The organism is Muricoccus vinaceus, from assembly GCF_042433125.1.
GTDB lineage: Bacteria > Pseudomonadota > Alphaproteobacteria > Acetobacterales > Acetobacteraceae > Roseomonas > Roseomonas vinacea.
On sequence record NZ_JBHLVZ010000037.1, the window covers coordinates 68648 to 82175 of the forward strand.

The window sequence follows — 13528 nt, forward strand, 5'->3', positions numbered from 1 at the left end:
CGGAGAATGGAAGCCAGCCATCGGGATCGGCCCCATTGCCCGGAGATGGTTCCGCCCAGCATAGCCGGATTGTCACCACCAAGGCTGTAACCCGCGCCCGGGATGTAGCTCGCCCACATGTCCGGACCTGGATCCGTTCTTTCAGATGACAGCTCACTAACTGGGCTTATCCAGATTGCGGAGATGCTCTCGGCTGCCCTTGGCGCATCGCCGGAAGAGCGTACTGGAATAGTCGCACGCGACCTGCTCGACGAGGCCATCATGGTGGACTGGCAACAGGTAGCGTGGGTTGCCGCAGAACTGTTGGCTGCGGCCGGTCCATTGTTCTGTGACCCCCATCCCGCGCCAGACACCGTGGACCTGGGAAGGCGTCCCCTGAAACCAGGATAGCCAGAGCTCCGGCTGGCGGCCTGGACGCGGTGATGACGATTACCCCTGAACCATTAGGGATCGACGATCCTAAACGGCTCCTTGAACGGGTCCAGAACTCGAGCACCCCGACCAACCAGGTCTGCCAGGTTGCGAGACGCGATGACCATGCTGTTCTCACGGGCTGCGGCGGCCAATGACAGGTCCCAGACGTGGTTATCTTTCGCTGCCCGTAGCTGTCCCCAGATCTTTGCCACGCCTTCATCCACTGGGATGATCCGCCCCTGGAAGGCGGAAAGCAGCAACTGGTATTCGGCGTCAAAACGCTCGCAGTTGGCCAACTTCTCTGGAGAACCCGCTGCCCCCTTCCTGGCCTTGGCTTTCCCGTACCACCCCTCCATTACAGTTACGGCACTCATGTAGAGATCGTTGTCCGGAACGGTCCGAAACCACTTCCTGACGTTCACATGCCGCTTGTTCTCGGGCTGATCGAGCTGGCTGAGGACATCGCGGTCAAGGAGGAAGCGCGTCACCCGGCCCCCTCACCAAACCCTTCTTCCCCGTCGCGAGAGAGCGCAAAAGCTGCGGCAAGACCGCCGCTTCCCCCCCGCAGGACCGACTTCACAGTTCTACCAGGATAGGGCCTGCCCTGCTTCGGGTTCGCCGCCGCGTAGCCGACCGCCGCATCAATCTGAAGGCGCCCAAGGTTGGGGTAGTCCTCGAGAACTTCATCGGCGCTCATCCCACCGGAGATGAGGGCAGCCACCCGATGAGCCTCTACCCGCGTTCCTGCGATGTTGCCTGCATCGTCAATGAGACCGGCAGCCTCCTGAGCAGCCGAGATCCCTCTCAGGGTCTCAGCTGCCTCTCCGGACACCTGGACGACTGCGTTGTCCACCAGACCACGCCCTGCCTCGGCAGGCACAATGGTGAATGGCTTGTCGAGGGTCTCCTGCTCAGGGGCTCCCTTCAGACGTTTGTAGAGCGGCCTGCGGATGCCGACCTTCAAGGAGCGGCCCAGGCGCAGGTAAAGCAAGTCGACGCCGTCCAGGACCCTAATCTTTCGGTTCCCCACGAATGCGTAGGTCGCCGTGATTTCCTGGCGGTCGATGGCCTTGCGAATCTGACCTACATCGACATGCAGGATGCTGGCTGCCTGCGGCAGGGTGACCTTTACACGGCGGAGATCCCCGACCCGCACATGTCCTTTCTGCTGGTGCTGCATGTGAAACTCCCTAACTCAACTCCACAATGGGGTTGAGTTAGGCCAACGTCAATGCTGGTGGCGCCCGCGGCGGTCACATCTGGGAACCACCGTCCGTCCAGGGTTCGGCCCCGACGCTCCGGGTTTTTCCGCCAGGGTGAAAAGAGGTGTCACAGGGTATCCGGATGGCACCGGGTTACAACCGCGTTCGACTTCCACCTTTATGCCAGCCCAAACGACAACGCGGGCCGATTCATCATTCCGCCGAGTTATCTCGATGGTGATGTGCGCGCTCATGCTCCTGTCCATGACGGTCTCCACCGATGCCGGAGTCTCGGCGTGGTCCACACCGATTGGAAGGGTCGAGTGTGTACATTGAACGTAGGCCCGGACGAAGCTTCCCTCCGGCCCGACGCCCTTACCGCATCACTCCGCTCACCACCTCTGCGGCACGGTGACGCCACTGCCGCCGATGCTCGCCCCTGGTGCCCCCCCCGTCATTCATCACCTCTTTGTCTGGGTGGATGCTGTCGTGTTGAAGAGAGGGTGATCTGACGGCAGCGTTCACAAAGCGGTCCGACAATGGGGAAGCCATTGAGGATTTTACCATCCTCAGACCGTGCGAGGTGCCTTACTGGCATCCGTGGTGGCTTCTACGATTTGATAGTTCCGCTCAGGAGCTCGCCTCTGGCTCATGAGAGAGAGCCGTAGGGAACCATCCGGACTTGGTGCTGATAGTCGCCTGGGGGAAAAAGCGTCAAGCCGCCTGCCAGTAGGCGATCGCCTCCTTGATTGTCGCCATGCCAGCATGTGCTTCCTGGAAGGCGAGGAGGTCGACGAGGAGCTTCCAACCGAGCCGCCCATTCTCACTCCGATGAAATCGAGATGAGTGCCTCGTTCCCATCGACCTCCTTGGCCACCGCCACCATCGCTTATCTGCCACGACTATCGTTCAGGATGGGCACGACATCTTCTGGGGAGTTCGCACCGATCAGTTGAGATAATCTTGATCAGCTGATCCGCGCCCCCGAAGCCGGGATCGCGTTGGTATTGGCGTCCAGTCACTAGGCCATATAGATGGCGACCTACGGAGGTCTGGAGGATTACACAGCGAACTCGGATTGGTGTCGCCCTTGAGCTTCGAGCTGGGTGAGCCAACCCGGCTTGCGCCCGCGCCCCGACCAGGTACCACCGTCCGGCCCCCGATACTTTGCCGCGACCTTCTGGCCCAGATCGCTACGAGGCTTGCGTACATTGGTGCGCGGCGGCACCCCGGCTCGTCCCCTTTGCCCAACGAGCGCCGTAGCAGCACGGTGTCCAGCCATCCACCGTGCTTGCCGCCCACCGAGGAGAGCGTGCCGGTCATGCGAAAGCCGAATGCTTGGTGCAGTCCATCTCCATGAGGGGACATTGACGCAGTCTGCAGTTCATGAGGCCAGCCAGAACGTGAGGAGGTGGGGATGCCCCCCGCCCTTGCCTGTCCGCCTGGCCAGGAGAGAATAGGGTGACCGATTAGGTGGAGGGGTAGGTATCCTGAGTTCGCTGAAGGCCGCCGACATCAAGCTGGTCGATGACCTCGTGGATTTCGCCTTTGGGGCGGGATACGTCCTCGATTTCTCCAATCGGACGTTCAAAGCATTTTTTGGCGAACTCGGCATCGACATCGAGGCCCCTGCTTACTCCATGGATGGGGACTCAAAGGGAAAGCGCCTCAGAGCGGTCTTGAGCCTGGTGGACGATGCCACCGCGATCCGTGCGCTCGAAGCCCTGTGGCTGAACCGCTCCGAGTTCCTGATCCGCTCAGTACGCACGGACCCCGTGCCGAATGCCGAGGGACGCTTTCTGGCCCTTCTGGAACGCCTCAGGGGTGCGTCTCAGACAACGGTTGCTCCGCCCGTGCTGCCCGTACCCCCCGAAGGCTATGAGCAGGACCTGCTGAAGGAGCAGCTTCTTACCATTCGAGATATGGCGCCGCAGGCCCGGGGATATGCCTTCGAGCAGTTTCTAACGCGCCTATTCCGGTGCAGCGGCATGGCCCCGAACGAGCCCTTCCGAAACCTGGGGGAGCAGATCGACGGCTCCTTTGTGTTCCTCGGCGAGGTGTATCTGGTCGAGGCAAAGTACGAGCGGGCTCCCACCGGAGTTGGTGACCTACACGCCTTCGACGGGAAGGTTCGAGATAAGGCTACGTGGACGCGGGGGCTGTTCGTAGCATTCGAGGGGTTCACAGACGTCGGGCTACACGCCTTTGGCCGGGGCAAGGCCGTTGTGCTTATGACTGGATGGGAGATCCGGGACATGCTGGACCGGCGTATTCCGCTTGGTGAGGTGCTGTCCCGGAAGGTTAGAAAGGCATCCGAGAACGGACGTCCTTTCAACCCGCTCGGAGAACTATTCAAGCAACAATAGGGTTCTGCATGACGACGGTGACCCCTTCTACGCCGACGTGGCTGCCTCACACCCGGGAGATCAATGCCAGCCACTCCTAACGAGTTCCTGCTGGTGCACGCACCACCAGGGCACGGGTCGCGTTACGGCCATGTTGCGCAATGGGCGTGGACGTGGAAGGGCGACCCGTGGAGGAACTGTTCAAGGCGTGGAGCGCCTGGGTAGCAGTAGGCGTCGAGGCCGCGGCCGCCGGGATAATCGCTCTGGCCGCACTGGAGGCGACCTGGCGGACTGTTCGGATATTCTTCGGACGCCCGGCCTTACCAGACGCGGAAAAGGAGGGAGTGCGCCTGCGGCTGGCGCGGTGGCTGGCGGTTGCGCTGGAGTTCACGCTAGCCGCCGACATCCTGCGGACTGCCATCGCGCCAAGCTGGGATGAGATCGGCAAGCTCGCGGCCATCGCGGCGCTCCGGACGCTGCTCAACTTCTTTCTCCAGCGGGAGATCGCGGACGAGGCGGAGCGGAGGAGGCAAGGGAACGTGCTTGCGGAGCGGTCCTCTACGAAGTGATCAAGGTCGATCCACCCCGGCCGACAAGGTCCGCTAGGTTGCGGGACGCACCTCGCTCCTTATAACGATGGCCACTATTATCGGCAAGCGCCAACAATGGTGGGCAGAATTGTGACCCGTTCTGCAGCCAAGCCGGTTTCATACCAGGGTGGCTTCAGCGAACATCGTGGGTACCCCCTACCATCGTCGCGGGAACTGCTGGCTTTGGCCGGAACCACAGGGCAAGGGCCGCGGCAGCTAAGGCCCCGATCGTGTCCATGACGATGTCGAGCACCGTGTCGTCCTTGCCCTTGATGACGTTCCCAGGGGCGACGCGGTCGAACACCCACTCTGCCACCTCCCAGAGCGCGCCGATGGCAACGCCAACCGAGGCCATCAGCACGACGAAGAGGACGGCCCGCCCCGTTCGGACGCCGTCGCCGAGAACCATCACTGCAAGCCAGAAGGTCAAAGCCAGGATCGTGGCCGCGTGAAGCACCCGGTCAAACCACGAGAAAGCGGCATAGAGGTCAAAGGCGTAGCCCGCCACGTTCGCGACCAGGAGGGCCACCGCGAGCGCCCAGGCGAGCGCGTGCGCCTTGCCGGTTCTGTCCATGCCTTCTCCCGACGCCGGGCAGAGCCTTGCCTGGATCCCGTGCTGCCCGTCGCAACGGCACTGTGCCGGGATAGTTCAGTCCAGGGGGCGGGAGAGAGGTGATGTCCCTCGATAGCTGGACGGGGCTCATGGAGGCCTGACTTGTCCAAGACACACGACAGGGTTTAGGTGGAAGCGGCATGCCAATTCCGAGTGGAGCATTCGGAGAAGCGGCCGCGAGTAGCACGAGCCCTGACTGGGCGCCCGCGCGCCTCGCCCTGGCGCCCCGCGTCTGCCCGGCCTAAGGGCAGGCACGATGTCCCGCCGCGTCCTCGCTCTCCTTCTCTTCGCCGCCACCCCCGTCGCCGCCCAGGACGAGCCGATCGAGCTCGCCGACGACCCGTTCGAGATCACCGATCCCATCGCTGCTGCCCCCGGCACCGCCGAGATCGGCTTCGTCGGCGCCTATGAGCGCGCGCGCCAGGGCCGGATCCGCGACACCGGCGCGATCCAGACTGAGTACGAGATGGGCGTCCTTCCCCGGCTGGAGCTCCGCCTCGGCCAGACCGGCGCCTACGGCAACCTCGAAACCCGGCGCCGCCTCGGTACCGCCGTCGACCTCAACGACGGCGACGCCCTGCCGCAGCAAAAGGAGGAGCGCGAGCGCGCCCGTGCTGGCGGCACCAGCGGCCTCGGCCTCCTCTACCAGCTCTCCGAGGACCGGGGCGCCACCCCTGCGGTCGGCCTGCTCGGCCGCGTCCGCACGATCTACGGCCCCGGCCGCACCGCCTACGAGGCGGAGGGCGTGGCGCTCGTCGGTAAGACCTTCCGACCCGGGCGCCTGCCCCTCGGGGTCCACGCCAACCTTGGTTGGACCACCCGCATCGATCCGCAGCCCGGGGATCGGACCAACCGCTACCTCTTCAACGCCTCCATTGGCCAGGCCCTCACAAGCGACCTTGCTCTCGTCCTCACCTACGCTCTCTCGCAGCAGGAGCGTGGGGACCGCGACTTCAGCCTGCTCCAGGCCGGGTTCCGCTACCGCCTGCCGAACGGCGCCGTGGTCGGGTTGGCCGGAGGCGCAGGGCTGAACCGCGATACCCCCGCGCTCCAGATCTCGGTTGCCGTCCAGTTCGCCCTCGGGAACTAGCTCCGGGCCTTGCCATCAGGGCCACGGGCAGGGCGTCTGGCGGGACCTCCACGACAATGGTGCGCTCGGTAAGCCTCCCCGCTGGCACAGACCTCGGAAATCCGGATGTGGGTGGGATTGTCTCTTTCCGAGACGGCGTAGAGAGCCAGAACCCCTGCTGCAGGCGAATTGCAGCCTTGCTCTCCTCCGTCAGCGCTGCCTTGTCGGCTTCTAGATGAGTGGGATCGATGTCGATCTCCGCGACGCGCACATTCGGGCTCTGCCGCTCCTGGGCCTGAGGATACCTCCTATCGAGAACACCCCAACGCTTCAGGCAGATCTTGCGCTGCTTGCCACCTTGTGGGGCGCGGCTCGGGCGTCCGATCCCAGGCGCGCTGCAAGCGCCTCGAATAGCTTGGTGGCTCTCTCCATCGCTTCCTGTGGGCAAGGCGACCTCTTCTCAGCCCAGTCACCCACAAGCCGCAGGACCGCGGTGACCTTCCAGCCTTCAGGGAGCTCGATGCCCGACCGCCGGGCCGCGGCGGCCACACGCTTCACAACGCTGCCTTGCTCCCGGTCCTCGGGAATGATGGTGATCGCCAGACCCAAGGCCGCGTTCAGCCCTGCAAGGAAGACTTCCTCACCGACTAGATCCTCGATCTCCAAGCCTTCGCCGCCCAGGGCATCGTCCAGCACCAAAACTGCAGACTCGTGGCCCTTATAGAGGTCGCGGAGCAGCGTCGAGCGGGCGTCCCGTCCGGCCTTGTCGCCGTCGAGTAGCACGAGGGCCCTTGCCTGCTCCCCGAGGAACAGAGCCGCCAGCTTCCCGACCATCGGCACGCCGCCGCAGGGCACGACGTGGGCGTCTGCGGGAAGGGTGCTGAGACCAGCCTCCCGGCAGTGAGCGCCCAAGGCGTGCAGAAGGTAATAGTCGGTCATTCCCTCGACGAGGATGTTGTCCCGCTGGGAGAGCAGCCCCTTGAGCATCGCGTAACCCGCGGCCGCCTGAAGCGGGAAGATGGTCTCCCGATCCTTCGGCCACATTCCGGCTGCCGACACCCGCGAGTGGCCGTCATCGCCCTCCACCACCGGGCGCACCCGCTGCAGGTTGTCCCCGTCGATAAGGAAGGGCGAGTGCGTGCTGTAGATGAGCTGGTTGCGCTCGGAGAGCCTCTCGAAGAACGCAATCAGCTCCTGCTGCGCTGTCGGGTGCAGGTTCAAGCCCGGCTCGTCCAGGAGGAGCACGGCATCCCGGTGCCCGTCGTCGGATTCAACCAGGAACACAAGGTAAAAAGACAGGAACCATTGGAAGCCCTTGCTGCGGGACTCCAACTCGATTTCGACGTCTGGACGCCGGTCGTCGGAGATCCAGATGCGAAAGAAGTCACCATCCGCGTCGTAGCGGATCCGGTGGCGCCTTTGCGACCACCATTCCCCGAAGCGACGGGTGATGGCGGACGACGCCGAACTGAGCTTGATGGAGCGCTCTTCCTTGCGCCGCTGGTCTTGGGCAAGGATCTCCGGCGATACGGGGTTGCCGCCCCGCCGCTGCTGAGACGCTTGCTCAACGCCTAGTTTCTGAAGATCTTCCGCTGACAAGCCGACATGGCGGAACATGGCGTTGATGGTCCGGATGCGAGCGTTGTTCGGCTCGCGCTGGGCGTCCTCCAGGAAGCGAGGCAGCCAAACAGCACTGTCCAGGATGCCGTAGTTTTCGAAGTAGATGAACACTGGCATTGCCTTGGCCACGGCGTTGCGTGCGGCCTGGCTCGGATCAGGCTTTCGCGCCTCGTCCAGCGCGGCCTCCACGACCTCGAGCAGCGTGTCCAACATATCCGCCGTCCTCGGCCCCGATTTGGCATCCGCCTCCTTTTTGAGGTCCTGCAGGATAGACACCCCTGTCGGGTCGCGCAGATCGACCACCGGCTTGATCTTGTCCTTCCAGGCCGAAGACCATTCCAGCAGGGCGGCCCGCTCCACCTTGGTTGCCTCCTCCTGCTCCGCGCTTGGCGCTTCGAGGCGGCGCGCCGCCTTCCCGAAGGCGGTCAGTGCAGCGATGATCGGTTCGCCCGAAACAGGCGCCACAATGAGGGGCGGTTCAAACCCTGCGGTGAGGTGCCCATCATAGTAGCGGGTGCAGACGGCGCTGGTCGGAAGTGGCTGTCCTTCTGGCATCAGCGACGCCAGAGTTTCGGCAACCTGCCCGCTGATCTCGAAGCGCACGCTACAGGCGGGCCAGTCCTTCCCTTCGCGGAAGTCCGTCGTGTATCGGTCGCGCGGGAAGTCGCGCTGCCCGTCGAAATCCTCCTCAGCTGCGGGATTGAACTTGTGGAGCGCCTTCAGGAGGGTGGTCTTCCCTGATTCGTTCCGCCCGACCAAGGCTGTCACCTGTTCCAGCTGAATCCAGCCACTGTCCTCGATGTTACGGTAGTTTTGAACTCTGAACGCCAGCAGCCTCATCAACGCCTCCCCGATGTCACGAGGGTATCCTGGCGGCGGGAAGTAGCAACACCACCCTGCTGCTCTCGTTCAGCGGGAGAGTATTCAGCCACGCAGAAAGGCTCCTGGGTAAGCTTGTCGTCGCGGCCGAGCATGTGGCGGCGCCGAACAGGTTGTCCCTCAACAGGCAACGTGCCCCCGTAACCATGGGATGGACTCCCACAGTGCCCATGCCCGAAGTCGGCCCACGTCTCGATGATGCGGCAATCTCCGACATGCCCACCCACGCAACTCGTAGCCATCCGCTCAAGTTCTCCTCTTAACGCTTCCAGTCGCCTCAGCCGGGCATCGACCTGCGCGATCTGGGCAACGGCGATCGCGTGGGCAGTCGAGCAGTCATCGCCGGGTCGATCAGCGAGATCGAGCAGGGACCGTATGCTGTTCATGGAGAAGCCGATTTCCCGGGAGTGGCGGAAGAAGCCCAGTCTCCGGAGGTGGGTGTCCCCGTAGACTCGGTGGCCACCCTCGGTTCGAGCGGGGGCCGGAAGCCATCCCTCGCCCTCGTACCACCTGATAGTGGTCACCTTGACCCCGGTCAGCCGAGATAGGTCTCCGATGCTCATCGGTTGGGCCGTTGTTGTCATGTCAGAAAAATGGTGGCCAGTAGCCAGCGTTCACAAGCCTGCCCAATTATGGGGATCAGCCGAGGACGCGTCATCAGGTCAGAGGGTTGGCGCCAGATGATACCGCATTAGGCAGCAGTTAAAATCAGACGGCATGCAGAGCACGAGGACATCTCTGACCGTCGTCTGCCGCCGAGTAGGTGGAACGGGCATCGGTGATCTGGGGGATGGCCGCCAGGACCTCGTCGTCTCCCTTTCGATTGTACAGGCCCCGTCGCTGGGAGTTGCCTTTGATCTGCTGGACCAGGTTGGAGCGGGCGACGCCCAAGGTGTCGCCCCCGACCTTCACCGGGAACCGCCCTGTAGCGGCGACGGCAGCTGCCAGGCGGGTTTTTTCCCTGGGCGGCGGTCAGCGCCTCGCGGAGCACCTCAACCTCCATGGTCTCGCGGCCAAGCAGACGTTCCAGGTCACGGATGCGGCCCTTTAACTCGCGCACTCGGCTGACCGCGACCACATCGTCGTCGGCCTGGACTGCGGCTCTGCCGCCCTCGCTCCTGCGTCGCCTCCACTGGAACAGCAGGCTGGGCGAGATGCCGTGCAGCCGGGCGACGGCAGAGACCGTCATGCCCACCGCCATGGTCTCCTCGACCAGCCGGAGCTTCTGCTCGGCACTGTAGCGGCGTCGGCGCTCGCGGCCGGTGATGATTTCGATGCGTGCCGCGTCGTTAGCCTAGGCCCTCGGGGCTACGCCCGGTGTCCTGTCGACATAAGGGCCACTCCAGCTTCGCGCTGAGCGCTTTTTAGGAAGCGACACACCCACACGGCGATATCCAAGATGCAGCAGGCAAATAGCAGGCTCCGGACATCCAGAAGGCCTGCTCGGCAGCCTGATTTCCTTATCGTGCTCCGGTGCGTGGGAGGGGTGGTCTAGTATCGAAATAGGCCGACGAAATGCTTTGCGTTCTGGATTTCCTGAGTATCCTTGTGTTGGAAACCCTTTTCGGAAGCGGCGAGCAACATGAACATCGAGCCCAAGTACCCTGACGTTGTCCTGAACGTTGGTGCAGTGAATGGCAACGCATTCGGCGTTGTCGGTGCGGTAGGCAGTGCACTTCGAAAGGCAGGTGTAGCACCCCGTGAGATCGAGACGTTCTCGGCAGATGCCATGTCAGGCGACTACCACCACCTCCTCAGGACAGCGATGCGCTGGGTCAAGTTTACAGATTGAGAGGAAAGCGATCACTGGAGCGGCATGGGCGTGCTTGGACGCCTGGCTCCGTGGGTTGCTGCCCCATATGGACACTGACGGAATGGGAGGACGCCCACGAAGGAGTGGCGACCTCCTCGTCGCGGGGCTACTGCGCAACCGGTCCTCTGGCTGCACCCAGAGACGTTCGGCGTGGTTACGATTGCTGTCCGCTGGTGCCGTTTTTACAAATCTCTCCCCGAGCAATGAGTAACCAGGCATCCAGGGGGCCTGGCTGCTCAGGGCCTCGACTGAGTTAAAACAGGTCGAGCTGGGTTACCCGGTCCAGGCGCAGAACACCCACGAGCAGCCAGGAGTCCGGATAACGGGAGTGCGTGCCCATTGCGAAGACCATGCCTTCGGCGGGATACCGCTCGTTGAAGATCTGCCCCATCTCGTGCAGGGCGCCCTTGGCACCCAGGGTCTTCTCAAACCGGTAGAAGGTCGCCGCCGTCTCCCAGTCGTCACAGGTTGACTTATGTGACTTGCCGTCAGCATCGGTCCAGTCGAAATGGAATGCGTACGGGCAGGGATCCAGGGCGATCAGGTCGGGATCCAGAAAGGACTTCTGGCTTGCTGCCGCTTGGTATGCCTGCCTTTCCTCAGCAATCTGAGCTGCGGTCTTGGCCTTCGAGCGGAAGCGGCTTTTGACCGGACGAACAAGGGTTAGGCTCATCCCCTTGGATGCCGCTTCCTTGGTTGAGGCCGTGATTACGCTGTCGAGAAACCCTGCGCGCTCGCGCCTGGGCATCTCACCGCAAACCTGGATGGTGTGTTCTTGGACGCGGCGACTCTCCCGGCGCCGATCCACGCCAGATGGTGCAATCCAGTCGTACTCGATCCAGGTCCAGCGGGTGAACTGCTTTTGGAGAAGACGGAAATGGATGGGGTACTGGCGCCGCCACTGTCCATCCAGGGTGACGCCAGCACAGCAGACCGTCTCGCCGAGGCTCTGGCCCACGTGCGGCAGCGCCTTGACCAAGACCAGGACTTTCTCCCGCCCGCTTTTCTCAGGCACACTCGAGGGCGGAAGCTCGGCGGGTGGGTTCGCTTGACGCACTTGCGACTCTCAGGTGCCTGATCGAGACGGGCAGAGTAGCAGAAATTGCCTCCGCGACGATATTGCGGTGACAGTCAGCGTGATTGCGCTCGAAGCACATCAAGCAGGTGTTCCCACCGGCTACCAGCTCAGCTGCAACCGCCAGGTCAGCCTTGGCTTCTGGGCTCCGCATATGGCGCCCGAAGACGCGCCGGAAGCGGACCATATCACCACTACGGGCAGCGTCCCTCCCCTCCTTTGGGTCGCCCAGCCCGCGCAGGTGGACGTATTCGATCCCGGCCCCGGTCAGAGCCAGGGAAAGACCTGTTTTTGAGAAGCCGCGGCGACGGGATAAAGGAAGTTCGCGCACGTCTAGCAGGCGCTTGATCCCTGCCTCGTGGAGGGCCGCGATAAAGGCATCCAGGACCACTCCCTCATATCCGATAGTCGCTAGGAAACTCGGCTGCCGCTTGCTCATCACCAAGGTCATGGCGGCGACGCTCAGAGGTGTCAACGACGATGGACCGCTACGGACTACATGGTGCGAAGGTACCAAAAGATCCCACTGAGCTCATGACGACAACCACTTGATTCAGGGATCGCCAAGGACCTCGGCTCACGATCGACGCCTGGCCGGAGTTCAAGAGGTCATCGGCGAAAGTTCGGCGTCGAAACCGTAAGGTATGTAGCTACAAGGTTCCGCCCAGGCTGCTGCATTCGCTGAAGCCGACTTTGTTTTCGCTGCACCCATAGAGACGCCATGCCCGAACTCGGTCGCGGCGGAATGACCAGAAATCCAGATGACGGATAACGGTATCGTATTCCGTCTCGTTGATTGCCCACGACCCGACGACGGGCATCCGCCTGCGGCAGACCTCAACCCGTCTCCTAATCAACTCCTTACCTCCGCATGCCCGGAGAAGGTTTGTCGTCCTCCGTCAGACTGTCCGCTGTAACGCCCTCGTTGGTGACGCTCCCGCTTCGGATTGCACTCAGCCCTTGGCGCGTCGCCTTGTACTGGAAGCAATTGGGGGACGACGTTACCTGCACCAAGCCTGATTCCCGCAGATGGTTAAGGGTGGACCCCAGATCTGCCGTACGGACACCTAGGGCATGGGCGATATCTCTGTCCGAGACGAGGCCATGTGAGCGCCCGACTTCTTCAAGGACGGTGAGAGCAAGGGCGTCGGGACCTTCCGAGGAGAGGTGCCTCATCTGGTGCTTCCGAATCGCAGTGTCGGCCACATCGCTCAAAGCTTCGATGATGCCTTGAATGCGGGCGTCACCCGGCGCAAGGCCAGGGCGCGGCGTAGCGCCAGTCTGCTTGACGAACAGGATGAGGCCCTCGTTCAATCCCGCGCGCAAGAGCCGCTGAACGGATACGTCATCATCAGCAATGGCTTCTACGAGGGCGTCGGTGAGCTGCCCGAGCTGCCCTGAGGCAAAACGGTCCTCCCCGCTCCGAATGGCATCGGAAAAATCAGCAATAAGCTGAGCTGCGTCGGTTTGGTCGATCGGCATGAACTCTCTCCCTGAATCTCTAAGATTGAGTTGCGGCGTAGGCAGAACACAAGCTTTTACGAAAAAAGTTGTCTGCCCGGTGTCGTCGCTTACCAGATCATCTGATTACTGCCTTGCTCGCCGCAACGCGCGGTTACCCATTTCCTGAGCTACGCACTTGGAGTGCCCACCGAGGATCTCAGCAGCATCGCTTGAGCTGCTTGGCGTCTAATCTCTGCTTGGTGGAGACGCGGTCAAAGCACGACCGCCACGAGAGGGTCGCGCGGGTGAACTACAGGCTTGGCTCCCCCGCTAGGCCGCGGCCCAGCCCCGGCATGCGGAACCCGAGCCTTCTCCACCGCCTCAGCGACCGCGGGGCGCGGCTCTTAGCTCGAATTTGGCCATTTGAGTCGGGGAGAGGCGGCGGAGCGGGCTGACCGGCTAGGG

14 protein-coding genes are annotated in these 13528 nt (G+C 62.9%); 4 read left to right on the forward strand and 10 right to left on the reverse strand.

Annotated elements, in window-relative coordinates; translation table 11 throughout:
• Positions 1-443: 443 nt before the first annotated feature.
• From ACFFIC_RS14580 to ACFFIC_RS14590, 3 genes are all read right to left on the reverse strand, one after another.
• Positions 444-902 (reverse strand): PIN domain-containing protein, encoded by a 459-nt coding sequence (locus tag ACFFIC_RS14580; protein WP_377051529.1) that lies wholly within the window; start codon positions 900-902, stop codon positions 444-446.
• Complete coding sequence (locus ACFFIC_RS14585) at positions 899-1594, reverse strand: DUF433 domain-containing protein (RefSeq protein ID WP_377051531.1); 696 nt, start codon at positions 1592-1594, stop codon at positions 899-901. Before ACFFIC_RS14585 ends, ACFFIC_RS14580 begins: the two co-directional genes overlap by 4 nt.
• A 1082-nt stretch (positions 1595-2676) precedes the next feature.
• Positions 2677-2898, reverse strand: a complete 222-nt coding sequence (locus ACFFIC_RS14590) for an H-NS family nucleoid-associated regulatory protein (protein ID WP_377051533.1) — start codon at positions 2896-2898, stop codon at positions 2677-2679.
• 253 nt (positions 2899-3151) lie between these two features.
• Between ACFFIC_RS14590 and ACFFIC_RS14595 the strand changes: the two genes are divergently transcribed.
• Together ACFFIC_RS14595 and ACFFIC_RS14600 are read left to right on the forward strand one after the other, a co-directional pair.
• Positions 3152-3982, forward strand: coding sequence for a restriction endonuclease (locus ACFFIC_RS14595; protein WP_377051535.1), 831 nt, complete (start codon positions 3152-3154; stop codon positions 3980-3982).
• 167 nt (positions 3983-4149) lie between these two features.
• Positions 4150-4530: a DUF1622 domain-containing protein gene (locus tag ACFFIC_RS14600; RefSeq protein ID WP_377051537.1), complete on the forward strand. Its 381-nt coding sequence runs from the start codon at positions 4150-4152 to the stop codon at positions 4528-4530.
• A gap of 154 nt (positions 4531-4684) precedes the next feature.
• Here ACFFIC_RS14600 and ACFFIC_RS14605 read toward each other — a convergent pair whose 3' ends face one another.
• Entirely contained in the window at positions 4685-5125 is a 441-nt protein-coding gene (locus ACFFIC_RS14605; RefSeq protein WP_377051539.1) for a hypothetical protein, read from the reverse strand.
• A 295-nt stretch (positions 5126-5420) separates the two neighbouring features.
• On the opposite strand from ACFFIC_RS14605, the gene ACFFIC_RS14610 reads away from it, so the two are divergent.
• A complete protein-coding gene (locus ACFFIC_RS14610; RefSeq protein WP_377051541.1) occupies positions 5421-6254 on the forward strand; it encodes a hypothetical protein in 834 nt (277 codons plus the stop codon).
• Between the two features lie 309 nt (positions 6255-6563).
• On the opposite strand, the gene ACFFIC_RS14615 is transcribed toward ACFFIC_RS14610, so the two are convergent.
• The 3 genes from ACFFIC_RS14615 to ACFFIC_RS14625 form a co-directional block, all read right to left on the reverse strand.
• The gene (locus ACFFIC_RS14615) at positions 6564-8693 is read right to left on the reverse strand and encodes an AAA family ATPase (RefSeq protein WP_377051543.1); all 2130 of its coding nucleotides are present in this window, start codon (positions 8691-8693) and stop codon (positions 6564-6566) included.
• Positions 8693-9316, reverse strand: coding sequence for a MerR family transcriptional regulator (locus ACFFIC_RS14620; RefSeq protein WP_377051545.1), 624 nt, complete (start codon positions 9314-9316; stop codon positions 8693-8695). Before ACFFIC_RS14620 ends, ACFFIC_RS14615 begins: the two co-directional genes overlap by 1 nt.
• A 107-nt stretch (positions 9317-9423) precedes the next feature.
• A complete protein-coding gene (locus tag ACFFIC_RS14625; RefSeq protein ID WP_377051571.1) occupies positions 9424-10008 on the reverse strand; it encodes a transposase in 585 nt (194 codons plus the stop codon).
• Positions 10009-10314: 306 nt separating this feature from the next.
• Here ACFFIC_RS14625 and ACFFIC_RS14630 point away from each other — a divergent pair, with 306 nt between their 5' ends.
• Positions 10315-10524, forward strand: coding sequence for a hypothetical protein (locus tag ACFFIC_RS14630; RefSeq protein ID WP_377051547.1), 210 nt, complete (start codon positions 10315-10317; stop codon positions 10522-10524).
• Positions 10525-10798: 274 nt separating this feature from the next.
• Here ACFFIC_RS14630 and ACFFIC_RS14635 read toward each other — a convergent pair whose 3' ends face one another.
• The 3 genes from ACFFIC_RS14635 to ACFFIC_RS14645 all read right to left on the reverse strand — a co-directional run bounded on the left by ACFFIC_RS14635 (position 10799) and on the right by ACFFIC_RS14645 (position 13102).
• Complete coding sequence (locus ACFFIC_RS14635) at positions 10799-11524, reverse strand: hypothetical protein (RefSeq protein ID WP_377051549.1); 726 nt, start codon at positions 11522-11524, stop codon at positions 10799-10801.
• Between the two features lie 28 nt (positions 11525-11552).
• Positions 11553-12071 (reverse strand): DUF488 domain-containing protein, encoded by a 519-nt coding sequence (locus ACFFIC_RS14640; RefSeq protein WP_377051551.1) that lies wholly within the window; start codon positions 12069-12071, stop codon positions 11553-11555.
• Between the two features lie 410 nt (positions 12072-12481).
• On the reverse strand, positions 12482-13102 hold the full coding sequence (locus tag ACFFIC_RS14645; protein ID WP_377051553.1) for a hypothetical protein: 621 nt from the start codon (positions 13100-13102) through the stop codon (positions 12482-12484).
• Positions 13103-13528 lie beyond the last annotated feature (426 nt).